Source organism: Bacillus salacetis, from assembly GCF_049177075.1.
Lineage (GTDB): Bacteria > Bacillota > Bacilli > Bacillales > Bacillaceae_B > Rossellomorea > Rossellomorea salacetis_A.
In genome coordinates this window covers 4,099,405-4,123,578 of the sequence record NZ_CP185377.1, presented here as the reverse complement: position 1 = coordinate 4,123,578, position 24,174 = coordinate 4,099,405, and the positions used below count along the sequence as shown (strand labels likewise).

24 protein-coding genes are annotated in these 24,174 nt (G+C 34.9%); 22 read left to right on the top strand and 2 right to left on the bottom strand.

Going from position 1 to position 24,174, the window contains the following annotated elements; genetic code table 11:
• Window positions 1–98 precede the first annotated feature (98 nt).
• The 18 genes from ACOJQI_RS21185 to galE all read left to right on the top strand — a co-directional run bounded on the left by ACOJQI_RS21185 (window position 99) and on the right by galE (window position 18,737).
• The gene (locus ACOJQI_RS21185; protein WP_421381835.1) at window positions 99–830 is read left to right on the top strand and encodes a YveK family protein; all 732 of its coding nucleotides are present in this window, start codon (window positions 99–101) and stop codon (window positions 828–830) included.
• Window positions 823–1,524 (top strand): CpsD/CapB family tyrosine-protein kinase, encoded by a 702-nt coding sequence (locus ACOJQI_RS21180; RefSeq protein ID WP_421381833.1) that lies wholly within the window; start codon window positions 823–825, stop codon window positions 1,522–1,524. Before ACOJQI_RS21185 ends, ACOJQI_RS21180 begins: the two co-directional genes overlap by 8 nt.
• 79 nt (window positions 1,525–1,603) lie before the next feature.
• The gene (locus ACOJQI_RS21175; RefSeq protein WP_421381831.1) at window positions 1,604–2,371 is read left to right on the top strand and encodes a tyrosine-protein phosphatase; all 768 of its coding nucleotides are present in this window, start codon (window positions 1,604–1,606) and stop codon (window positions 2,369–2,371) included.
• 461 nt (window positions 2,372–2,832) lie between these two features.
• Window positions 2,833–2,985 carry a hypothetical protein gene (locus tag ACOJQI_RS21170; RefSeq protein WP_421381829.1) on the top strand — a complete coding sequence of 51 codons (153 nt, stop codon included), beginning with the start codon at window positions 2,833–2,835 and terminating at the stop codon, window positions 2,983–2,985.
• Between the two features lie 93 nt (window positions 2,986–3,078).
• Window positions 3,079–4,899, top strand: coding sequence for a polysaccharide biosynthesis protein (locus tag ACOJQI_RS21165; protein ID WP_421381827.1), 1,821 nt, complete (start codon window positions 3,079–3,081; stop codon window positions 4,897–4,899).
• A 12-nt stretch (window positions 4,900–4,911) separates the two neighbouring features.
• Window positions 4,912–5,805 carry a UTP--glucose-1-phosphate uridylyltransferase GalU gene (galU, locus tag ACOJQI_RS21160; RefSeq protein WP_421381825.1) on the top strand — a complete coding sequence of 298 codons (894 nt, stop codon included), beginning with the start codon at window positions 4,912–4,914 and terminating at the stop codon, window positions 5,803–5,805.
• A 520-nt stretch (window positions 5,806–6,325) separates the two neighbouring features.
• Window positions 6,326–7,534, top strand: a complete 1,209-nt coding sequence (locus tag ACOJQI_RS21155) for a DegT/DnrJ/EryC1/StrS family aminotransferase (protein WP_421381823.1) — start codon at window positions 6,326–6,328, stop codon at window positions 7,532–7,534.
• A 15-nt stretch (window positions 7,535–7,549) separates the two neighbouring features.
• Window positions 7,550–8,254: a sugar transferase gene (locus tag ACOJQI_RS21150; protein WP_421381821.1), complete on the top strand. Its 705-nt coding sequence runs from the start codon at window positions 7,550–7,552 to the stop codon at window positions 8,252–8,254.
• A gap of 21 nt (window positions 8,255–8,275) precedes the next feature.
• Window positions 8,276–9,013 carry a CDP-alcohol phosphatidyltransferase family protein gene (locus ACOJQI_RS21145; protein ID WP_421381819.1) on the top strand — a complete coding sequence of 246 codons (738 nt, stop codon included), beginning with the start codon at window positions 8,276–8,278 and terminating at the stop codon, window positions 9,011–9,013.
• 59 nt (window positions 9,014–9,072) lie between these two features.
• Window positions 9,073–10,185: a glycosyltransferase family 4 protein gene (locus ACOJQI_RS21140; RefSeq protein ID WP_421381817.1), complete on the top strand. Its 1,113-nt coding sequence runs from the start codon at window positions 9,073–9,075 to the stop codon at window positions 10,183–10,185.
• Between the two features lie 25 nt (window positions 10,186–10,210).
• On the top strand, window positions 10,211–10,642 hold the full coding sequence (locus ACOJQI_RS21135) for an adenylyltransferase/cytidyltransferase family protein (RefSeq protein ID WP_421381815.1): 432 nt from the start codon (window positions 10,211–10,213) through the stop codon (window positions 10,640–10,642).
• 23 nt (window positions 10,643–10,665) lie between these two features.
• The gene (locus ACOJQI_RS21130; RefSeq protein ID WP_421381814.1) at window positions 10,666–11,601 is read left to right on the top strand and encodes a glycosyltransferase family 2 protein; all 936 of its coding nucleotides are present in this window, start codon (window positions 10,666–10,668) and stop codon (window positions 11,599–11,601) included.
• A gap of 39 nt (window positions 11,602–11,640) precedes the next feature.
• A complete protein-coding gene (locus tag ACOJQI_RS21125; protein WP_421381812.1) occupies window positions 11,641–12,771 on the top strand; it encodes a glycosyltransferase in 1,131 nt (376 codons plus the stop codon).
• 39 nt (window positions 12,772–12,810) lie between these two features.
• The gene (locus ACOJQI_RS21120) at window positions 12,811–13,974 is read left to right on the top strand and encodes a glycosyltransferase family 1 protein (RefSeq protein WP_421381810.1); all 1,164 of its coding nucleotides are present in this window, start codon (window positions 12,811–12,813) and stop codon (window positions 13,972–13,974) included.
• A 23-nt stretch (window positions 13,975–13,997) separates the two neighbouring features.
• The gene (wzy, locus tag ACOJQI_RS21115; protein ID WP_421381808.1) at window positions 13,998–15,464 is read left to right on the top strand and encodes an O-antigen polysaccharide polymerase Wzy; all 1,467 of its coding nucleotides are present in this window, start codon (window positions 13,998–14,000) and stop codon (window positions 15,462–15,464) included.
• A gap of 154 nt (window positions 15,465–15,618) precedes the next feature.
• Window positions 15,619–16,056, top strand: a complete 438-nt coding sequence (locus ACOJQI_RS21110) for an HIT family protein (protein WP_421381806.1) — start codon at window positions 15,619–15,621, stop codon at window positions 16,054–16,056.
• Between the two features lie 101 nt (window positions 16,057–16,157).
• The gene (locus ACOJQI_RS21105; protein ID WP_421381804.1) at window positions 16,158–17,690 is read left to right on the top strand and encodes a lipopolysaccharide biosynthesis protein; all 1,533 of its coding nucleotides are present in this window, start codon (window positions 16,158–16,160) and stop codon (window positions 17,688–17,690) included.
• Between the two features lie 36 nt (window positions 17,691–17,726).
• Entirely contained in the window at window positions 17,727–18,737 is a 1,011-nt protein-coding gene (gene galE, locus ACOJQI_RS21100; RefSeq protein WP_421381802.1) for a UDP-glucose 4-epimerase GalE, read from the top strand.
• Between the two features lie 409 nt (window positions 18,738–19,146).
• Here the strand turns inward: galE and ACOJQI_RS21095 are convergent, their stop codons facing one another.
• Together ACOJQI_RS21095 and ACOJQI_RS21090 are read right to left on the bottom strand one after the other, a co-directional pair.
• The gene (locus ACOJQI_RS21095) at window positions 19,147–19,332 is read right to left on the bottom strand and encodes a DUF5348 domain-containing protein (protein WP_421385531.1); all 186 of its coding nucleotides are present in this window, start codon (window positions 19,330–19,332) and stop codon (window positions 19,147–19,149) included.
• A gap of 50 nt (window positions 19,333–19,382) precedes the next feature.
• Window positions 19,383–19,718 (bottom strand): hypothetical protein, encoded by a 336-nt coding sequence (locus tag ACOJQI_RS21090; RefSeq protein ID WP_421381800.1) that lies wholly within the window; start codon window positions 19,716–19,718, stop codon window positions 19,383–19,385.
• A 165-nt stretch (window positions 19,719–19,883) separates the two neighbouring features.
• Here ACOJQI_RS21090 and istA point away from each other — a divergent pair, with 165 nt between their 5' ends.
• From istA to ACOJQI_RS21070, 4 genes are all read left to right on the top strand, one after another.
• The gene (gene istA, locus ACOJQI_RS21085; RefSeq protein WP_421379664.1) at window positions 19,884–21,461 is read left to right on the top strand and encodes an IS21 family transposase; all 1,578 of its coding nucleotides are present in this window, start codon (window positions 19,884–19,886) and stop codon (window positions 21,459–21,461) included.
• On the top strand, window positions 21,458–22,222 hold the full coding sequence (gene istB / locus ACOJQI_RS21080) for an IS21-like element helper ATPase IstB (RefSeq protein WP_421379666.1): 765 nt from the start codon (window positions 21,458–21,460) through the stop codon (window positions 22,220–22,222). Before istA ends, istB begins: the two co-directional genes overlap by 4 nt.
• A gap of 224 nt (window positions 22,223–22,446) precedes the next feature.
• Window positions 22,447–22,896: a transposase gene (locus ACOJQI_RS21075; RefSeq protein ID WP_421381798.1), complete on the top strand. Its 450-nt coding sequence runs from the start codon at window positions 22,447–22,449 to the stop codon at window positions 22,894–22,896.
• Window positions 22,897–23,107: 211 nt separating this feature from the next.
• On the top strand, window positions 23,108–24,157 hold the full coding sequence (locus ACOJQI_RS21070) for an AAA family ATPase (RefSeq protein WP_421381796.1): 1,050 nt from the start codon (window positions 23,108–23,110) through the stop codon (window positions 24,155–24,157).
• The last annotated feature ends 17 nt before the right edge of the window (window positions 24,158–24,174 follow it).

Sequence of the window (24,174 nt, the reverse complement as noted above, 5' to 3'; positions counted from 1 at the left end):
AAAACACATTATTTTACAAAAACGTCTAATATCTTACGGAATATCTGTGCTATAATGTTACAAGATTTGAAACCAAATAAGAAAAAGTGGGGGAAACAATGGAAGAAACAATCAGTCTGCGAGAAATATTAGACACTCTCAAGAAGAGACTCAGTCTAATTGTCCTTATAACAGCCTTGGCCGTCATCACGAGCGGAATCGTCAGTTACTTTGTATTGACACCGATTTACCAATCGTCCACACAGCTGCTTGTCAACCAGGCAAAAAGTGAACAGGCAACTTTCGATTCCAACGACATACGAACGAACTTGGAACTCATAAATACTTATAACGTCATTATGAAAAGTCCTGCAATTCTTGACAAGGTCACAGAAAATCTTGATATGGAATCAGGAAGTCTGAGTGACAAAATTTCTGTGGGAAGCGAAAATAATTCCCAGGTCGTAAATGTATCCGTAACAGATCCAGATCCACAAAAGGCGGCTCTTATCGCAAACGAAGTGGCTACCGTATTCAAAGATGAGATTCCTAAAATTATGAACGTCGATAATGTCAGCATCCTTTCAAGTGCAGAGGTAGGAGACAAAGTCAGCCCAATCAAACCAAAGCCGATGTTAAATATCGCGATTGCATTAGTAGTAGGATTGATGGCGGGTGTTGGTTTAGCATTCCTATTAGAATACTTCGATAACACATTAAAGAGCGAACAGGACATCGAAAGAATGCTGGAACTGCCTGTGCTTGGTGCGGTCACTACCATTGATGATGTGAAAATGGAAAAGAAGAGCCGTTCTGATAGAAGAAGCATGAGAGGTGAGACGATTGGCTAGGAAAAATAAGATAAATAGTAACAGTCATGGGAGAAAGTTGATTACAGATGCTGCCCCGAAATCACCTATATCTGAGCAATTCCGTACACTTCGGACCAATATTGAATTCTCAACGGTCGATCAGCCATATCGTTCTCTGATGGTAACGTCTACAGGTCCTGGTGAAGGAAAAACCACAACGATCTCCAATTTGGCTGTCGTTTATGCCCAGCAAGGCAAAAAAGTGCTTTTAATCGATGCTGACTTAAGAAAACCAACCATTCATTACACATTCCAAAAGATGAATACAGTAGGACTATCAAACGTCATCACGAGACAAATCAGCTTGGAAAATGCGATTCAATCAACAGAAGTGGAAAATCTGGATTGCCTGACTTCAGGGCCGATCCCGCCTAACCCTGCAGAATTAATCGGATCTCAAGGTATGGACCGTTTGATTGAGGATTGTTATGAGCTGTACGATATTATCCTTTTTGATGCCCCGCCTGTCTTAGCTGTTACAGATCCACAAATTTTGGCCAACAAATGCCAGGGGACCATCTTGGTGGTATCCAGCGGAACAACGGAAGTAGATGGCGCGAAAAAGGCAAAAGAGCAGCTAACAAGTGCAAAAGCCAAACTGCTAGGTGTTGTGCTGAACAATAAAGATGTTAAATCTTCAAATTACTACTATTATTATGGTGGTAAAAAATAACTGTAAAAAAATCCCTCTTACTGATAATGGAATCTATGGTAATATAGTTATAGATTCTGACCAGGAAGAGGGATTCGTTATGATTGATATTCACTGTCACATACTTCCGGAGGTGGATGATGGCTCACCGGACATGACACACAGCCTTGCCATGGCACAGCGCGCGGCAAGTGAAGGTATAAAAAAGATCATCGCCACCCCTCACCACAGAGATGGAAGGTATAATACTCCTCAACAATTAGTATTAAAAAAGGTTGATGAATTAAACAAAAGACTACAAGAAGAGAACATACCGGTGACCATATTACCGGGGCAGGAGATACATATTTTCGGAGAAATGGCAGATGAGCTGGAAGCGAAGGAATTGCTGACACTTTCTGAAGGATCTCAATATGTATTGGTGGAATTCCCCTCCTCCCATGTGCCTAGATATGCTGAACAGCTGATGTTCGATATTCAGTTAAAAGGATATATGCCTATCATTGCCCATCCTGAACGCAACCAGGAAATTATAGAGAATCCAGATGTATTATATTCTCTTATAAAAAGAGGTGCATACTCCCAAGTAACAGCTCTTAGCGTAGCTGGCGGATTCGGAAAGAAGATTCAGAAGTTCTCTCTTTCACTCATAGAGAATAATCTCACTCACTTTGTAGCATCCGATGCCCATAATACAAAAACACGTCCATTTAAAATGGATAAGGCCATAGACGTAGTGGAGAAGAAGTTCGACACTGACATGGTCTACCAGTTGATGGAAAACAGTGAATTGTTAGTAGAGGGGCAAACAGCCTATAAAGAAGCACCAAGGAAGATCAAGAAGAAGAAAATCTTAGGATTGTTCTAGAGCGAAACTGTTAAACCATTCTATATTTAAGTTACAAAGTTATATTTCGACATATTTCGACAGAATCTCTCATTCAACCATATGACATATTATGTTATAGTTTTATAAGAATAAAGTAACAAAAACGCAATATTTGTCGTTAGAAACAGAAGATTAACTGGAAATAGACCAAAAACTAGCCAAAAGCTAGTTTTTGTTGCTGTTAAAAGCAAAAATATGTAATTGTTTCCAATTTTTATTAAAACGGTTATGTCTCCTACCCGCTATCGTCGGAGGCACTCGATCATGCTGTGGGCTGGCGCACAGTCAGACCTTAGACATCAATTGTCAATGGTAAGGTGTGAGGGTGGGTTCGATGCCCATTTTCTTTAATACCCAATTTCAAACATCGTAAACATAAAAAGTAGAATAATGCGCTTTCATAATAAACTTCGAAACCGGTGAGGAGGCTGTGTCCGTTAATGTCTAAAAAGTTTCAAGACATGCCAAAAACCATTCAAAAAACAGTCCGATATATTTATCAAGATGCCCCAATGGAAAAGCTGGAAGAAATACATAGAGTCATAGAACGTGCCATAAAGGAACGCCTTCAAGAAAATAAAGAAACCAATTAAATATGTAATGAAAAAACATTCTATTAAAATGTGTTTTTTCATTACATATTTATTTTATGCCTATTATAAATAATGAGAAAAGAAGGGATTACATTGAGTTATCAAAAACGGTTATCGCTGCTGATGCTGCTGGATTCAATTATCGTGATTAGTGCCATTTTTATTAGTTATTACACGGTTAATCCAAACCTGAGCATTGCCGCGTTTCCCATCCTTGCCTTAAGTTCCATTACCTTGCTTGTCAGCCATCACTTATTTGCTTTTGTATATCGTCTTTATCATAAGGCTTGGGAGTATGCCAGTGTCGGGGAAATGGTGGCAATCATTAAATCGGTTACGATTTCCGTTTTGGCTGCCGGAACAGTACAGCTCCTCATCCAAGGGGATGTTTACGTCCGTGTGTTGATGATTACATGGATGATGCATACCATCTTCATCGGCGGATCTCGATTCGCATGGAGAATGTACAGAGACAGCATCATGAAGTCAAAAGAGGTAAAGAAGAGGGCGCTGATTGTTGGAGCAGGATCTGCAGGAACCATGCTTGTACGGCAGTTGTTAAAGAGCAATGACACAGATTTAGAACCAGTTGCATTTGTCGATGATGATATCAAGAAGCAAAAACTGCAAATCTACGGAGTAACCGTGCAGGGAGTCACCTCCGATATTCCACAGCTGGTACAAGATTTAAAGATTGATAATATCATTATTGCCATCCCTTCATTAAGTAAAGCAGAGATTCAAAAAATCTACCAAGAGTGCAGCAAAACAAAAGCGAAAACGCAGATCATGCCAATGATTGAAGATATCGTGACTGGAAAAGTATCGGTCAATCAGTTCCGTGAAGTACAGGTGGAAGACCTGTTAGGAAGAGATCCAATTGAACTTGATATCAAGAGCATTTCCCAAAAGCTTACCGGTAAAACCATCCTGGTTACGGGAGCAGGAGGATCGATTGGTTCCGAGATATGCCGTCAGGTCAGCAAGTTCAACCCGAAGAAGCTTCTGCTGTTAGGCCACGGAGAAAATTCCATCTACACCATTGATATGGAGCTGCGCAATCAATATCAAAACGAAATTGAAATCATCCCTGTTATTGCCGATATTCAAGATCGCAGCCGTATCTTCGAAGTGATGGAAGAACATGCTCCGGATGTTATCTACCATGCAGCGGCACATAAGCATGTTCCTCTTATGGAGTACAATCCGAAAGAAGCGGTGAAGAACAATGTCATTGGAACGAAGAATGTTGCAGAAGCGGCCGATACTTTCGGTGTAAATACATTTGTTCTTGTTTCTTCTGATAAGGCCGTTAACCCTACCAATGTCATGGGATCGACGAAGCGGATAGCGGAAATGGTGATTCAGAACCTGAACAAGGACAGTCAGACGAATTTTGTGGCAGTGCGTTTCGGAAACGTATTGGGAAGTCGCGGAAGTGTCATCCCGCTGTTCAAGAGACAAATACAGGCGGGCGGTCCGGTTACGGTTACCCATCCTGATATGACACGATACTTCATGACGATTCCTGAAGCATCCAGACTAGTCATCCAAGCCGGAGCTCTTGCCCGAGGCGGCGAGATCTTTGTCCTTGATATGGGGGAACCGGTTAAAATTGTTGATTTGGCGAAAAACCTGATTCAGCTGTCCGGTTATACGATAGATGAAATCGGATTGAAGTATTCCGGTATCCGTCCTGGTGAGAAAATGTATGAAGAGCTTTTGGGAGAAAATGAAGTTCATAGTGAAGCAGTGTTTCCGAAGATCTTTATTGGGAAGACGGTCGAGTTTGATTATGAGAGAGTGTATAACCTGGTGGAAAACCATGTAAGTTTTGAACCTTATTACTTAGCACAGTATGTTTTGGATTTGGCGAATAAACAAGAAAATCTAATAATAAAAAGCGCAAACTAAGGAGTGGATGAAATGAAAAAGGTCAGAAAAGCGATTATTCCTGCAGCAGGATTAGGAACAAGATTCTTGCCGGCGACAAAGGCTCAGCCAAAAGAAATGCTCCCAATAGTTGATAAACCAACGATTCAATATATCATTGAGGAAGCGGTAGCGTCCGGGATTGAAGATATTATTATTGTAAGCGGCAGGGGAAAAAGAGCGATCGAGGATCATTTTGATAAGTCTTATGAGTTGGAAGAAACCCTTGTTAAAAAAGAGAAGTTCGAGCAGTTGAAGGAAATTCAAGAGATTTCCCAGTTAGCGAACATCCATTATATCCGTCAAAAAGAACCGCTTGGACTTGGCCATGCCATTGGCGTTGCCAGCCGTTTCATTGGGGATGAGCCGTTTGCGGTACTTCTTGGAGATGATATTGTCAACTCTCCTGATACCCCAGGTCTTAAACAGTTGATTGATGTATACGAGAGATATAATTCCTCTGTCATTGGTGTGCAGCCTGTACCTGAGGAGGATGTCTCTAAGTATGGTGTGATTTCAATAGGCCGTGGAGAAATGGAGCCGGGCGTGTTTGGCATAGATAACCTGGTTGAAAAGCCGAAGAAGGAAGAAGCTCCTTCCAACTATGCCATTATGGGACGTTATGTTCTTAGACCAGAGATATTTGAGATCCTCGAAAACCAGGCACCTGGAGCTGGCGGTGAAATTCAATTGACCGATGCGATCAAGAAATTGAATGAGCAGCAGATGGTTGTTGGTTGTGAGTTCAAAGGTGAGCGTTATGATGTTGGGGATAAGTTTGGGTTTATTAAGGCTACTGTTGAGTTTGCGCTGCAGCGTGAGGATTTGAAGGGAAATGTTTTGGAGTATCTGGAGAGTGTGATTAGTAAGGATAAGGTTGGGCTTTAGTTCGTTAAAGTTTGTTTTCTTCCTTTTATATTGGGCTGTTCTTTCGAACAGCCTTGTAGGTTCTAACGTATGTGTGGTTCGTTGTAAGGTTAAAGAGCTGTTGGCTGAATTGATTATTTTAAAAACCCTCAGTTCTATTGTTGCTATTTCTGTTATTGGTGGGATAAAGAGGAAGAGGTTTGTGAGCTAACCGAGTGTAGCTGGAGAAGGAGTATCATGGGGTATTGGTTATTTATATCCATTTAGGACTTCGTTTTTCTTCTTATCTTGTAAAGTATGATGAAAGTCTTCCGCTATAAGGTTTTGAGGAGATTTGAATGAGGATTATAGATTGATTGGATGGAGAATTAATAGAAGGAAAATCGGTTAAAGGGGTTAAAAGAAGTGAATATCTATTTCGTATTTACTTGGCAGGTTGATTTAGTGGGTTAGTAGTTGATTAGAAAAAAATAGACTCTAATTTAGTCCTAACAAACTAAATAACTATTAAACCAAAACTTGAAAAAGCGAGGAATATGCAATGAAAGATACAGAATTAAAAAATATACCTTTCTCTCCTCCAGATATTACAGAAGCGGAGATTGAAGAAGTAATTAAAGCAATGAGATCAGGTTGGATTACAACTGGACCAAGAACTAAAGAATTAGAAAAAAGAGTTGCTAAATATGTTGGGACAAACAAAGCTGTTTGCTTAAATTCAGCAACTGCTGCCATGGAGCTTACTCTTCGGATTTTAGGAATTGGTCCTGGCGATGAAGTTATTACATCAGCATACACATATACTGCATCTGCCTCAGTTATAGATCACGTAGGTGCGAAAATAGTTTTAGTAGATACAGCACCAGATTCATTTGAAATGGACTACTCTAAATTAGCAGATGCCATAACTGAAAAAACTAAAGCAATAATTCCAGTAGATATTGCAGGGAAGATGTGTAACTACGATACCATATTTGAAATAGTAGCAAGTAAAAATAAACTATTTAAGGCAAATAATGAATTACAGAGGTTATTTAATAGAATAATTGTTATAACGGATGCTGCGCATGCCTTTGGAGCTGAAAGACAAGGATTCAAATGTGGGCAAGTTGCAGACTTTACTTGCTTCTCTTTCCATGCTGTGAAGAATTTTACAACAGCTGAAGGTGGAGCTGTAGTCTGGCGTAATGTTGCTGGTTTAGATGATGAATGGCTTTATAAGCAATTCATGCTGTATAGCCTTCATGGTCAATCTAAAGATGCGCTGGCAAAAACACAAAAAGGTGCTTGGGAGTATGATATTGTTTATCCTGCCTATAAGTGCAATATGACTGATATTATGGCAAGTATAGGTTTAATCCAGTTAGATAGATATGCAGTATTATTGGAAAGACGTAGAGAGATTATTGAGATGTATGATAGTGCATTATTACCATTAGGTATCCAAGGACTGCAACATTATGGTGAGGACTTTGCATCATCAGGTCATCTTTATTTAATGAGGATACCTGGTATCAGGGAAGAAAAGAGAAATGAAATAATCGTTAAGATGGCTGATGCGGGTATTGCGTGTAATGTTCATTACAAACCATTACCTATGTTTACAGCTTATAAGAATTTAGGATTTGATATAAAGAATTATTCAAATGCATTTCATCAGTATGCTAATGAAATTACACTTCCGCTCCATACTCTGTTGAGCGATGAGGATGTCGAGTATGTAATTAGTGTTTTAAAATCCGTTATATGATAGGTGGAAGGAAATATGTCAGAGTTACATGAAACGAGAGCTAAGCAGAGGAATGAAACTTTGGATATAAATGAATTACTAGAGGAAAAAAAGGGTCAGCTTTTGATAAAAAGAGCTTTTGACTCTGTAGTTTCTTGTATTGGCCTTTTAGTTTTATCCCCTTTATTTATAATAATCTCCGTTATAATAAAATTTGATTCAAAAGGTCCTATCTTATTTAAGCAAATAAGAATCGGAAAAGGTGGGAAGGAATTTAAAATATATAAGTTTAGGACAATGGTAACCAACGCAGAGAAAAAAGGTATGCAAATAACGGTAGGTAAAGATAGTCGGATAACAAAAGTAGGTCATTTTTTACGAAAAGTAAAACTAGATGAATTGCCACAACTAATAAACGTTTTATTTGGGGATATGAGTTTTGTTGGGCCGAGGCCAGAGGTACCTAGGTATGTTGCTCGTTATAACAAGTACCAAAGAAATATTTTAAAAATAAGACCAGGTATTACTGATATTGCATCAATAGAATACAGAGATGAAAATAATATATTATCAAAAAGTAATGATCCGGAAAGAGAATATATCAATAATATTATGCCGCATAAAATAGAGCTGAATGTTAAGTATCTTGATAGATTATCAGTTATATATGATTTGAAAATTATTCTTTCAACTATTCAAATAATAATGAAGGATAGTATAAATAAGGTGAAGGATATTTGATTTTTGAAAGGGGTTCCTGTCTTGTATTTTAGTTTAAATAAAATTGTAGAGTCATTACCTAAATCTAAAAATAAAAAAAGTTCATTTTGGGTGAAAATCCTTATTCGAAGAGTTTCCTTTTTATTTACTTGGTTATTTATCAATCTAGGCTTCTCTTCAAACACTGTTTCGTATTTGTCAATTTTCGTTGCTTTATCTGGTTGTATAACTCTAAGCATTGATAACCTAATTACACAAATTATTGGAGTAGTTTTAATAAATTTATGGTTGGTTTTTGATTGTGTGGATGGAAATATAGCAAGAGTAAAAAAAATCTCTTCCCCTATCGGGTCGTTAATAGACGCACTTAGTGGTTATTTTATGGTAGCTTTTGTTTTCCTCTCTATTGGTATTGCAGCATTTAATACAAACGGAATAATATTTCAAGAACACAGTGTGTATTTAGTTATCATTGGAGCAGTTGCTTCTATTGCTGACGCTTTAGCAAGATTAATTCACCAAAAGTATAACTTTACAATGCATTTAATTGGTGTGGTAAAACCTGCAGATGAAGCCCCATCAAAAATTTCTTGGTTAAGAGAACGTATTGATAAGGAATTAGGGATTTCAGGTGCGTTTATGCCTTTGTTAATTCTTGCTCTTATCACACAAAGCTTTGACTTATTAGTTATATTCTATGGTTTATTTAATGTTTCTTCTTTAGTTGCAACGTTCACGTATTATGCTATAAGTGCAGAGAAATATAATAAATTAAATTAGTTTATAACTATAATAAATTAAAACAGTACTATAACAAAGATATTTGGGAGAGATATGTATTGGCTAATAAGAAGATATTATACGTATGTACTGTTGACTCGATGATATGGAACTTTCTTGTTCCTCATATCAGGGAACTGGAAAGTAGTGGATATACAGTTGAGTGTGCATGTTCTAGTACAGGTGAAATAATAAATGCATTACGTGATGAACATGGGTTAGTTGTACATGAAATCAATATTAAGAGAAGTCCAGTAAAGCTGACAAATTTTAAAGGCCTAATTCAATTAATTAATATTATAAAAAAAGGGAATTTTGATCTGATACATGCACATGAGCCTGTTGGTGGAGTAATTGGTCGATTAGCAGGAAGGTTTTGCAAAAAGGAAGTTTTTTATACAGCTCATGGATTTCATTTTCATCCTGGAGGTAAGAAGTTAAACAATGCAATTTATTATTCAATTGAAAAGTTTATGTCTTTTTTTACTGATAAACTTTTTGTTATGAATAATTATGATTATAAAATGGGTAAAAAAATGTATGGCGAGAACAATGTTTCCTTAATACATGGAGTGGGAGTAGATATCGAGAGGTTTCAAAATGACCAATCTAATTTAAAGGAAAGATTAGACATACGATTAAAATGTAATTTCGCTAAAAATGATATTGTCATAGGAACAGTAGCTGAGTTTATTCCACGAAAAAGATATATTGACTTTTTATATGTTGCTCAAAGACTAATTAAATTAAATAGCAACTATAAATTCTTAATGGTAGGAACTGGTGAAAAATTGGAAGAAATGAAACAGTTGGCAAAAGAACTAAGAATAACACAAAATTGTATATTTGCAGGTTACTGTAAGAATGTCATACCCTACTTTAATGCTATGGATCTGTTTTTATTTACCTCAAATCAAGAAGGTCTACCTAGAGCAGTAATGGAAGCTATGGCTATCGGTAAACCGATAGTTGCGTCAAAAATAAGAGGTAACGAAGATCTGATAGTGGATGGAGTTACTGGCTTCTTAGTACCAGTTGGCGATATTGATCAGTACGTGATAAAAATTGAAGAAGCTTTAAATACCCCTGATATAGGTATCAAGGCAAAAGAGCGTATTATTAACAATTTTTCTACATCAAAGGTAATAGAAGAAATTATTGTAGAGTATTAGAAATGATATATGGAGGAGTGATTTTATGAAAAAATTTAGTGTTGGATATGCAACTGGAGTTTTTGACTTATTTCATGTTGGACATTTGAATCTATTACGTAGAGCTAAGGATCAATGTGAGTATCTGATAATAGGAGTAACAACTGATGAGTTAGTAGAGATAAGAAAAAATAAGACTCCAGTTATTCCATATAACGAACGAGTAGAAATAGTTTCTTCAATTAAATATGTGGATAAAGTTGTCCCACAAGAAAATATGGATAAGTTTGGTGCATGGGAGAATTTAAAATTTGATGTAGTGTTTGTTGGAGATGACTGGAAGGGGTCGCCTTCATGGATAAAATATGAAGAAGAGTTCAATTCTGTTGGGGTATCGGTTATTTACTTCCCATATACTGCTGGTACCTCTTCGACTATACTAACAGAAACTATTAAGAAGATATATGTTTCTTCGTAATTTGGTTTTGAGGAGAATTTTTCATGAAAACTAGTGTTATTATCCCTACAATGAATAGACTTAAGAGTTTAGAGGTTTTGTTAGAAAGTATATTTAAACAAAGTGTTTTACCTAATGAATTAATAATAATAGATCAGAGTGAAAGGAATTATCAAAAAGAAATCAGTGGATTATGTGGTGAAAATAACTTCATAAAGCTAAAGTATGTACATGATAGAACTATTACAGGCTTAACTCACGCCAAAAATAAAGGGATTGAATTAAACACATCTGATATACTTTTCTTTTTTGATGACGACTTAGAACTATATCCAGATTTCATAGAAAAAGTGATATCAACATTTGAAGAGCATCCGGAGATATATGGGATTTGTGGAAGGCAGCATCTAAAAAAAGAGATAAATCCAATATATAATTTTATCAGAGACTTTTTTAAACGTGGACCATTTTCAGTGAGAGTGAAAGAACCGAAAAAAAATTATTTAAATAAAAATATAGAATTAATGTATAAGTTATCAGGAGGTATAACAGCTTATCGTAAAGAAGTTACCGATGAATTTCTTTTTGATGAGTGTCTAGTGAGATATTCTTTAGGTGAAGATGCCGATTATTCCTATAGAGTAAGTCAAAAGTATTTAATTGGAAAATTAAATGATGCGGTAGCCTATCATCATCATATACAAACTGGTAGGTATAATATGCGTAAGGATTATGATGCGAGAGTTTGTTTTTATTATTATTTTTACAATAAAAATGTAAAAAATTATTCTTCTAAACTTACAAAGTGGTACTTGATTTTTGTCCTCCTAGGAGTATTAATAGACGCTTGTAATAAGGGGATAAGAAATTCCACTTTTGACCCATTGTTAGGATTTTTTGATGGTGTTTTAAGAGTTAAGAATAACTATGATGGGGCAAGCTGTATAAATATAAAATCAGGATCAAACTCATTTTTATAATATGTATTTATATATTTATAGAGAATTAGGGGGGGAAATATGAATAAGCCAATTAGGGTATTACAAGGATTTATCGCAAACACAAAGAGTGGCTCAACTGAATATTTATTAAATAATTATAGGAATATTAATAAGCATAAAGTTCAAATTGATTTCCTAACGTTTGAAGAAAAATTGGATTTTGAAGACGAAATTACTAGTACAGGTGCTAATATATATAAAATACCGCTCTTTAAGAAAAGCCCATTTCTTTTTATAAAAGAATTAAAAAAAGTATCAGATAACAATAATTATGATTACTTTTATATTAACCTATCATCAGCTGTGCCTGCAATTTATGTTATTATAGCTAAATTACTTGGATTTAAGAATATTATTATTCATTCACATAACACATTTATTGATAGCTCTAATAAGGTAAAAAGAGTATTAAGTTCGTTATTACATTACATTTTTAAACCAATTCTTATCTTATTTCCTAACTATAAATTTGCGTGTTCAATTAAAGCAGGAGAGTGGCTTTTTGGGAAAGCGGATGTCTCTTCTGGTAAGGTGAAGGTTCTCAAAAACGCCATAAATGCCTCAACTTTTAGACATAATAAAGAAACAAGAGATAAACTTAGAAGTAAGCTAGGGTTGAAGGGTAAATACGTTATAGGTCATGTTGGTAGATTCAGTTACCAAAAAAATCATATGTTTTTAATAGATGTATTCAATGAAGTTTATAAAAAAAATAATAATGCAGTCCTATTACTTATTGGAAAAGGCGAGTTAGAAAAAAGTATTCGGAATAGGATTGATGAGTTACAATTAAATGACGCAGTTATTTTTGCCGGAATACGTTCTGACATCCCAGAAGTATTACAAGCAATGGATATTTTTATTTTACCATCTTATTTTGAAGGACTTCCAATTGTAGGAGTGGAGGCACAAGCAGCGGGACTCCCTTGTATATTTTCAAGCACAATAACAAAGGATTCAGATATAACAGGGTTGGTTGAATTTATTGACCTAAATAAACCTATTCAATTTTGGTCAGATGAAATTTTAAGATACGCAAATGGCTATAATCGGAAAGATATGTTTTCTTCTATAGTCGAGGCTGGATACGAGATTAATTCCACAGTAGAATGGCTGGAAGATTTTTATATCAACAATAGGCCATCTTAATAAAATGTGTGTTTTAGGAAATATTGAAGGTGAGAATTATTGATTACTAAACTAGAAAAAGATAATAGAGACGGAAATGTTACAAAAATCAAAAGAGTCTTGCATATTGTTAGCAGAACCAACCGTGGTGGTGCAGAGACTATGATTATGAATTTATATCGGAACGTTAACCGATCCAAAGTGCAATTTGACTTTATCTCTCATTCTAATGAGAAGGGAGATTTTGATGATGAAATACGCCAGATGGGTGGAAATATATATTATTGTCCTAACATAAGAAAAGTAGGGCCGGTTAACTATGTTATAAAACTACTAAACATTATCAAAAAGAATGGCCCTTTTGAGGCCGTACATTCCCACATTGATTATTTGAGTGGTTTTGGGTTATTAGCTGCTAAACTTGCTAAAGTGAAGAAAAGAATTAGTCATTCTCACAGTTCTTCGTGGAACACCAATGAAGGTATTTTTAATGATATTTCTATGTATCTGCTTAGGGGATTGATCCAAAGTAATGCGAACATATTATGTGCATGCAGTGATGAGGCTTTTCAATTTTTATTTAAACCAAAAGATGAAGAAAGAATAATAATACCTAATGCGATTAATTCAGATAATTTTTTGAATGTAAACAATGAGAAGGTTTCAAATTTTAAAAAAGAACTATCGATTCCTGAGGGAGCAATTACTATTGGATTGATAGGTAGTTTTAAACATGTAAAAAATCATGAATTTGCAATAAAAATAGCACAGTACTTTAAACAAAAAGGTAAAGAATTTCGAATGGTCTTTGTTGGAGACGGTGAATTAAGGAGTAAGTATGAGGATAACGTTAGAGCCCTTAAATTAACTAAAGAGGTGAAATTTTCAGGAGTAAGAGAAGACATTCCTGTTGTTTTGAAAGCTCTTGATATTTTGATAATGCCTTCTTATTATGAAGGGGTTCCACTAACATTGATAGAAGCACAAGCTGCTGGACTTCCTGCAATTGTTTCTAACGGAGTGACAAGTGATGTTGATTTAGGTTTAGGGCTGGTGAACTTTGAAAGTCTTGAAAGTGACATAGAAGTTTGGTATCAGCTAATTTTAAACAAAATTAAAGTTGAACAACCTGATAACAGATATATTCAAGAAAAAATTGCCCAAGCTGGATATGATGTAACAATAAGTGTAGAAAAAATACTGAAAATGTATGGTATAGACTAACTAGGTAGAAAGGATATATACACATGAATAATATAAATTCAAAGGTTTACTATGCCTTAGTTCAGATATTAATTACCATACTTTCAATTTTTTTTGGTTGGCTACTATTGAATCAAGGAAAAAGTGGATATTATGACGATTCATTAATTGTTGTATCAGCTTGGATAGGGAACTTTGTGTTAGCATGGAATATTTTTTCTTGGTGGAGACTTACAAAAAGGCTACTAAGTCCTTATATAATTTTTATCGTTACATTTTATTTTTTTACTTTTGGTCTACCCTTTTTAAGGTCTTTCGGAATTTTTTATAAAGGGGATAATTTATACGATCATTTCAGTAGCGAACAAATGCTATCAGCTCAAATTTTCACCAGTATATGTGTAGCATTCATACATATCGGTGCGATTTTTTCCCTATCAAGTAATACTGTAGACTCAAAACCTTCCCATTTCGGTATTAACAATAAACATTTGTTGAAATCTATTAAAATTGTTGGATGGGGCTTATTTATTGGTTCAAGTTATTTTTATCTTAGCCACGCGATAAATAATGCATTAATTTCCATCCAGTATGGCTACATGTCCTTATATAATTATGATGGTTCACGTCATGTTTCATCATCATCAATGGGAAATTTTGTTGCTTCCATAAAATTGTTTTTTATTCCTAGTGTATTTTTACTATTAGTAGCTTATAAGAAAAAGCCGGTAATAAGTACACCTTTAACTGCTATTTTAATCATTTCAGTTCTTCTTGGTTTTTTATCAGGGGAGCGAGGTGGTTCCACAGCACTATTGATTAGTTATGTATGGTTTAGACACGTTCAAATTAAACCCTTTAAAGGTCATAGGAAGGTGTTTATGGTAGTAGGGGGTTTTTTCTTCGTAAGTATTCTCCCTGTTATAGGTCAGTTTAGAATAGAGAAAACCAAAAATGCGAGCGTGTTTTTAGAAATCTTAATAAAAAAGTTTACCAGTGAAAACCCCTTGTTTACTGCCATAGGAAGTCTAGGGGGCTCAATGCAACCATTATTGGAAGTGATGAGATTAATTCCTGATTTTTACTCTTTTCAATATGGTGAAACATATTTTAGTTCCGTTATGGCTATTATACCGAGTTTTTTAATGGGAGGATTTAGTTTCTCAGATAATGCTGCCTTAGCAGAATGGTTAATGAATATTTTGAACTTGAATTACGGACTTGGTTTTTCTTTACCTGCTGAAACTTATTATAATTTTGGATGGTTTGGAGCAGGCATAATGGGTATAATCGGGTTTGTTTTTGCAAAAGCATTTACTACAAGGTACCAAGGGAATGACAAACTGGTTTTAAAAAACGCACTTATTTCAATAGCGCTATACTATTTAATTATGACGTCAAGAGACTCAATGCTTTTTGTTTTTCGATATATGTTTTATTGCGTGATAATTCCATATGTATTAATTGTTTTAATTACTTCAATTCAAAGTAAAGGTCGTAGAGGTGATTAAGTAAATTATTTTACCAGTATGAAATATCAGAAGAATCTATAGCGCAAATGTAGTATCTAGTCGATGTTTCTATTTCTCCAAATTTAATATTGGCAAGCTACTGTTTTGGAATTTTTACTTGAAGTACTATCGGTAGAATTAAAGGAGTGAAACGATGGAAATCTTAGAGGAGTTTCAAAAAAAGTTTAACATTGAAGAACTAAAGATCTATGAAACAAAACATTGGATTTGGTCATTAAGGCCCAATCAAGCAACACTTGGTTCTGGGGTTCTTTCCCTAAAAAGAGAATGTGCTACTTTTGGAGAGCTAAAACCCGAAGAGTATAGCGACTTAAATAATATAGTTAAAGTTATTGAAAATACACTAAAAAATTCATTTGACTATGATATTATAAATTATTTAATGCTTATGATGGTAGACAAGCACGTACATTATCATATAATCCCGAGATATAGAAGACAAATTAATTTATTCAACTTTTTATGGCTTGATAAAGGGTGGCCAGGGTTACCTAACTTATCAGGAGAATCTATGGATATAACTAATTTGCAAGAGATTAATACCTACATTCAAAATAATATTAATAAATAACAATACAAGTTGCAAAACCAAAGCTAGAAGTCATCTAAGTTTTGGAAAGTTATAATGCAGTATTATATTTTGTAAATTTATGAATATAAAGGAAATTAAAAATGCGTATTAGAAGCTCATTAAAAAACCTAACATTTGCTTTGGGAGGTCAAGTTATTGGCCTCCTAGTTAGTTTTTTTGCAAGAATAGTATTTATCCAAGTTTTAGGCGCGGAATATTTAGGATTAAATGGTCTTTTTACAAATATTTTGACCATTCTTTCTTTAGTGGAACTAGGAATTGGCCCTGCCATGACATTTAGTCTTTATAAGCCACTTGCTAATAATAATATTGACAAGGTTAAGTCATTAATGTGGCTATATAAAAAAGCCTATATAAGTATAGGAATATTACTTTTAATATTAGGAATTAGTTTTACTCCTTTTTTAGAAGTGTTTATTAAGACAATTCCAAATATCCCTCACATTCATGTGATTTTCTTATTATTTGTTATTAATTCAGCCATTTCATATTTTTATTCATATAAACGTTCTTTAATTATTTCTGATCAAAAACGTTATATAGCTACATTATATAGATACTCATTTTTTGTTGTGTTAAATATTGTACAAATAACAGTTCTCTTTATCACGCAAAATTTTATCTTATTTCTTATATGTCAGATAATTGCTACATTAGCTGAGAATATTGCAATCTCTAGAAAGGCAAATAAACTTTATCCGTACTTAGTAGATAGAAATGTCCAAACTGTAGATAAGTCAACTCTAAAGGAAATTACTAAAAACGTACGTGCTATGATTGCACATAAATTAGGTGGAGTAGTTGTAACTGCAACAGACAGCCTTATTATTTCAAAATTCGTTGGATTAGTAGGTGTAGGATTATATTCAAATTACCAACTTATCATTAACGCATTAAATATAATAACAACACAAATATTTTCATCAATAACAGCTAGTGTTGGAAATTTAGGCGCTACTGAAACAGATGATAAAAAAAAATCTATATTTAATGTAGTATTTTTTGTTAATTTTTGGATTTATAGCTTTATTTCTATATGTTTAATGGTTCTTGTTAATCCATTTATTAAGTTATGGATCGGGGATGACTTTGTTCTTCAAACAAATATAGTGTTAATAATTATTATCAACTTTTTTTTAACTGGTATGAGACAAGGTGTTCTTACCTTTAGAGAAGCACTTGGGTTATATTGGTACGATAGACATAAACCTATTTTTGAAGCAATTATTAACTTTGTTGGATCTTTAATTTTGGTTAATTATTTCGGTATGATAGGTGTGTTTATCGGTACTACTATAAGTACTATTACTACATGTTTTTGGGTGGAGCCATATGTTCTTTACAAATATGGTTTTAACTCATCAGTTTTACCCTTTTTTAAAAAATATTTAATATATACCTTTGTGACATTTATTACCTGTCTTATAACTTTAGAAGTTGCCAATTATTTTCAAGGTGAGACAATTCTAAATTTTATTATACGAATTTTTATTTCTATAGTAATTCCAAACTTGTTTTTCTTATTAATTTTTTTCAAAACTGATGAATTCAAATATCTTTATAAATTGGGCACAAAAATAATATTAAATAACTTTAAAAAAACTAGATTATAACTTTAAGATTATTAAAAATTAGTAGAGGTGAAATAAATGAATATTCTGGTAACTGGAGGAGCAGGATATATAGGTTCCCATACATGTGTTGCCTTGCTGGAAGCAGGACATTCAGTAGTAATTGCTGATAATCTTTGTAATAGTAAGCGTGAATCCGTTGAGAAGATTATAGACATTACAAAAAAAGAAGTAACTTTTTTTGAGGTTGATGTAACTGATCAAGAAGCTGTTGATGTTATTTTTAATCATAATAATATTGATGGTGTCATTCATTTTGCCGGGATGAAAGCAGTAGGGGAATCTGTTGAAATACCTTTAACTTACTATTATAACAACATAGTCAGTACGATGGTTCTTGCAAAGGCCTGCCAAAAATATGGTGTGAATAGTTTTGTTTTTAGTTCATCAGCAACAGTATACGGTGACAACGCTGCACCATTTGTAGAAACAATGAATCTTCTACCTACTACTAATCCTTATGGTGAAACAAAAGCGATGAGTGAGAGGATTCTTTCGGATATAGCTAAGGCGGATTCTGAATTTTCAGTTTCTATTCTCAGATATTTTAATCCGGTAGGAGCTCATGAAAGTGGATTGATTGGTGAAGCACCTAACGGAATTCCCAATAACCTTATGCCTTATGTTACACAGGTAGCTAAAGGTACGTTAAACAAGCTTAGAGTGTTTGGAAGTGACTATCCCACATTAGATGGGTCAGGCGTAAGGGATTTTATTCATGTGGTGGATTTAGCTGAAGGTCATGTAGCTGCACTCGATAATCTCAAAAAAGGTGCGCATATTTATAATTTAGGTACAGGTCAAGGTACTAGCGTATTAGAGTTGGTTAAAGCCTTTGAAGAAGCTAATGGAATTGAAGTTCATTATGAAATAGTAGAACGCAGACCTGGAGATATTGCTTCATGCTATGCTGATGCTTCAAAAGCAGAGAGAGAACTAGGATGGACAGCAAAACGTGATATTTTCGCTATGTGCCGAGATGCATGGAAATTCGAAAAGAATTATAAGGATCTAGTTGAAATAAAATAGAGTTTTATTACCTGTTGAGTCGGATATCGGGGCCTGACCACCAGTACGTTAAAGTGCTAAAGTGAGGTTTTGCTTTGGTGCTTTCGCGTGTTGGTTTTCGGCTTCTTTGTTATCGATGGTAGTTAAGGTTGCCGGATTGAGTTTGACTGTGTTTGGCTTATTGAGAATATTTAAATTTAGGGAGTTGTAGACGTCAAGTTGAATTTTACACTTATTGCTCGTTTCCTTTTTACACTTCTGCTGAAAAAATGCTCTTTAAGTTTTTCATCCGATGACTCTCCTCATTTTCTCATCTATTGTTAATGACGCTCTTTAATGTCCAGAAACTGACGGCTCATTTTGTCCTAAACTTGACGGACTTTTTGCCATTTAAAGATAGGGAGGCTCGTCAGGCCTTCCTAATATAATGCTATAAATCTACGTCATAAGTTTCATTATGCTTTAAATAAAAACGGACTTCATGACTGCCGGTAATGATGTACCAGTCTCTGCTGAGCCCCAGCCCGCATGACAACACCTTGCCATAACCAAGATTCAAGTAGAACCATTCGCCACACCTCATTTTATAACCAGTGTGATCTCCCCAATCAACGATCTAACAATCAAGATCCTCATCAAAGTACATATTCTTCCAACGGTTTTTCTTCATGCAAGTTCTCCTTCAATCACCTTCTTGACCATACGGTCATCAATGATTCTGGCACCGTTTTGAGTTGCGAACAGTAAACAATGTGTTGCCAGTTTATTGATCAGTCGTGATGCACCACTTGAATAGCTAAAAATCTCATCAAAGGCTAGATCACTGAAAATATCACGTTCAATACCGGCATAACTTAAATGCTTAATCATATATTGCTCTGTTTCTGCCCGGTCAAGACGATCAAGCTTAAACTGAATATCGATGCGTTGTCGGATTGCTGCGAAGGATTGAAGTTGGAGGCGATCCCAAAATTCAGTTTGTCCTACCATAATCAACGCCATTGGACTTTGCGCATCCATACGGAAGTTGTGACTGCTAAACTAAAGTAGACAGTTTTTGCTAGATAAGATGAAACACTTATTTACCCGAATATACCAGTAAAATATAGGGTCCTTCCGTTATATGATGATGGTTTGATTTATAAATCATTGGAGGGCTGAGTAAAGGTGGATAAGTGGGAAATGTATATGGAAATTCAGCAGTTAATCAAGAAAGGATTCAGTAAAACGAAAGTAGCAGATAAGCTGAGGGTGTCTAGGGCGACTGTATATCGTCACCTTAAGAAATCTCCTTCGGAGATGGCAGAATGGGTAGAGTCCTTACAAACAAGAACGAAAAAGTTGGATCCTTATAAAGAGCTAATCTTGTCCTGGTTAAGGGAACATCCTGATCTTTCAGCAGCACAAGTGGAAGATTGGTTGATGGAAAGATATAAGGAGCTTGAGGTTGGTGAGAGCACTGTCCGTGCTTACGTTAGAGAGTTAAGAGCTGAATATAAAATAGCTAAGGAATCTTCACCAAGGGACTACGAAGCAATACCTGATTCTCCAATGGGAGAACAGATCCAAGTTGACTTTGGACACACAAAGCAAAAAACATCTAATAACAAAGAGGTAAAGCTGAATTTTATTGCCTTTGTGTTATCTAACTCCAGATACAAATATAAAGAATGGTTAGATCGTCCATTTACAACTCAAGATGTCATTCAGGCTCATGAAAATGCCTTTCAATGGTTTAGTGGGATTCCAAGTGAACTCGTGTATGACCAGGATAGCTTAATTGTGGTGAGTGAAAATGGTGGTGATCTCATTTTGACTAAAGAGTTCCAGCAATATAAACAAACGAGGAAATTAAACCTCCGAGTTTGTCGGAAAGCTGATCCTGAAAGCAAAGGAAAAATTGAGAATGTCGTAGGCTTTATTAAGTACAATTTCGCCAAGTATAGAGTGTTCGATAATATTGACTCATGGAACGAACAAGGTTGGGAATGGTTGAATCGTACAGGTAATAGAAAAGTTCATAATACAACAAAAAAAAGACCGGTCGAAGTGTTCTCCTTGGAAAAGCAACACTTAAGACCAGTCACAGGAAACATTAATTTCCTAAACAACTATGAAAACAGTATAACAAGAAGCGTCCACAAGGACAATACCATACGGTATTTATCTAATAGGTACTCCCTTCCACTTGGAACTTTTCATAAGCATGAAACTGTCTCAATAAAAGAAACAAAAGACAGAGAACTATTAATCTATAATTCTCAGACAGGAGAACTACTGGCCAAACATCAGATTCCAGACGGTATAGGGCAATTAATAAAAGACAGAAAACATACCAGAGATCGTACAAAAGGCATTGATGCATTCATTGATACCGTAGCGAAACGGTTTGAAGAAACAGAAACTGCTTATGGTTATCTGGATAAACTTCGCGAGAAGTACCCACGGTACATTCGTGATCAGTTACAAATGATATTAAAGGAAACTAAGCAACATAACGGCCAGCTTCTATCAGCAGCGCTCATGGAATGTATCAAGAGAAACTTATACAGTGCGACAGATTTCAGCGATATCATTCTATACCTCAAGCGACAACGACAGGATTATGAGACAACAAATGATAGCGCTGAGACTGTTTCAGTTTCGCCTTTAAACAGCATATCTGGCTGGATTATGGACACAGAAGCACAAAAAAGAAATGTAGATGCCTATACTGTCATTTTGGAAGATGGTGATCAAAGTTGAATCAGCTTCAGGAGGTCCAAAACTTATTGAGGTCCCTTCGGTTAGCTGAGACAGCTGATCGATTACCTGAATTGATTAGAGAAGCTGAGAAAAAGGACTTGTCCTTCACTCAGTTTCTACTAGATGTAGCAGCATATGAACAAAAACGGAGAGACGAAAAACAATTGGAAAAGCGTTTTAAGTGGGCAACGTTTCCGTTCCATAGTACCGTTGATGAATATGACGTAAATGAGCAAAAATCCTTAAGTAGCAAGAAGCTAAACCAGTTAAAGGACTTAACCTGGATTGAACAGCTGTATAATATCATATTTCTTGGACCGCCAGGTGTAGGTAAAACCCATCTTTCGATAGGTCTAGGGATCGAAGCGTTAAACCAGGGATATAAAGTGATCTTTACCACTATGGGAGATCTAATTCAGGCATTAAAGACAGAGGAAATAACAAGGAAATCCAAAACAAGAATGAAGCGAATTAGAGAAGCAGATCTGGTCATCATAGATGATTTGATGTTTATGGCTATGGATAAACAGGAAGCCAATATGTTCTTCCATCTCATTAATAACCTCTATAATCAATCCTCGATTATACTTACGTCCAATAAAGGACCCAAAGAATGGGGTGAACTTTTGGGCGACCAAGCCATTACTACAGCTATTCTTGACCGGATCTTACATCGAGTGGAAATAGTTCATTTAAATAAAGATAGTTGGAGAATGAAACATCGAAAAACGATTTTTGGTGAACAAAGTGTTTCAAATTAATCAGCAAAAATTGTGTCATTCTACTTGACGGTCACAGAAGTTTAATAGGAAATGATTATTGCAGTTAAAATGAGCCACTTATGCGGAGTTTTGAGCCAGTCATTGCGGAGAAAAGAGCCACCCCTTGCGGGCTATGTGCCACTATGAATAGAATAAAGAAAAGCCTCCTGTATAATAACCTTGCATGCTAGCAAGCATGACATTATTATACAGGAGGCTTTTTTATGGTTAATTACCGTAAGATTCTGGAACTTTATCTTGAAGAAGTTAGTCAAAGAACGATTAGTTCTAGCACAGGGCATTCAAGGAATACAGTTTCAGATGTTGTTCAACGTGCCAAAAAACTTGGTGTAGAAAGCTTGAATGACACCATGACCAATCCATGGCTAGAAGCATTTCTCTTCCCAGAGAAACAGGCTGTTGAGAAAGGGTACTTCCCGATTGATTGGGAAAGAGTGCATAAGGAACTGCAAAAGAAAAATGTAACCCTGTCACTATTGCATCACGAGTATTCGACAGAGGCACGTGAAGGTGGAAAGATTCCCTATGCCTATCGTACTTTTTGTGAGAACTATGGAAAATATGCGAAAAAGTATAAACTAACAATGCCTATTCGCAGAAAACCAGGTGAAGTAATGGAAGTGGATTGGGCTGGTACCTACATTGAAGATTAATGACCGTTCAACAGGAGAAACGATTCCAGCGTATGTTTAGGAACATGATATAAAATAAATTCAGTGTAAGGTATGTGTGATATCTAGTTTTAATGGATGTTAATTTACATGTATTATTATTATCAATCTGTTACAATTAAGAAAATAGTAGAGTTCTTTATATATAAAGAGTTTGGAATATTAACCCCTCATCTAATATAGGAGGATTCAGATGAAAATAAAGAATATAAGGCTTAAGAATGTAAAAAACTTTAATGAAAAAACTATAGATTTTTCAACAGTTGATGGTAATAATCCTTCTGTAATAGCACTTCTTGGGGATAATGGAAGTGGAAAGTCTACAATTTTGAAGGCTATAGTATCAGCATTGAGTCTATATAATCCCTCTTACGGTGGTGCCATATTTGATAAGAATGATATTCGGATAGGTGAACACTTCTATCAGATAGACTTGGATTTATTGCTTAATGATATGGAAAGGGATCAATTGAATTCTGAGGACCACCTAAATATACAAAAAAATCACACATTAAAAGTTGGTAAAGTAACATATGAAGATAAAGAGTGTATTGATGTTTTTTTTGTAGAAGATAAAGATAACAAGAGGTTCAATACAATCAAAACTAAATTCTCTTCGAATCATTTTAAAGGGGGATATATTTTTTACTTTGATCCTTTTCGTTTTTTACCTAATGAAGAGTTGGAAGGTCCTAATTCTTTAACAATGCCTAAGAATCCTAGAGAAAATGCTTTAACAAGTTCCATCGTAAATAATTCTTCTCTTAATAAGAAATTTTTATATATTAAACAGTGGCTAATTAATCTGGATTTTAAACGTTTAAAAAGTCCTACCCCTGAAAATGAGTATATTTTTAGACATGTTACTGAGGCATTTAATACTTTATTCAGTCCTTATATTTTCGAGAGAGTCAGTGAAAAAGGACAAATTTTGTTTAGAAATAATGATAAAGTAATTGAGATAGATAAATTAAGTGAAGGGTTTAAAAATTTATTTATAATCATAGGGGAAATCTTCTTTAGGCTATACATTGCTGCTGATAACAATAGCCTGTTTTTTGAAGAGGAAGCAGTAATATTAATTGATGAGATTGATTGTCATATACATCCCAAATGGCAAGTCAATATAGTCCCGTATTTAAAAAAGATGTTTCCTAATTGCCAATTTATTATTACTACTCATTCTCCATTTATTGTCTCAGAGCTTGAAAAAAATGAAATAATAAAATTGGAAGGTGATTGAACTTGAGCACAATCTTA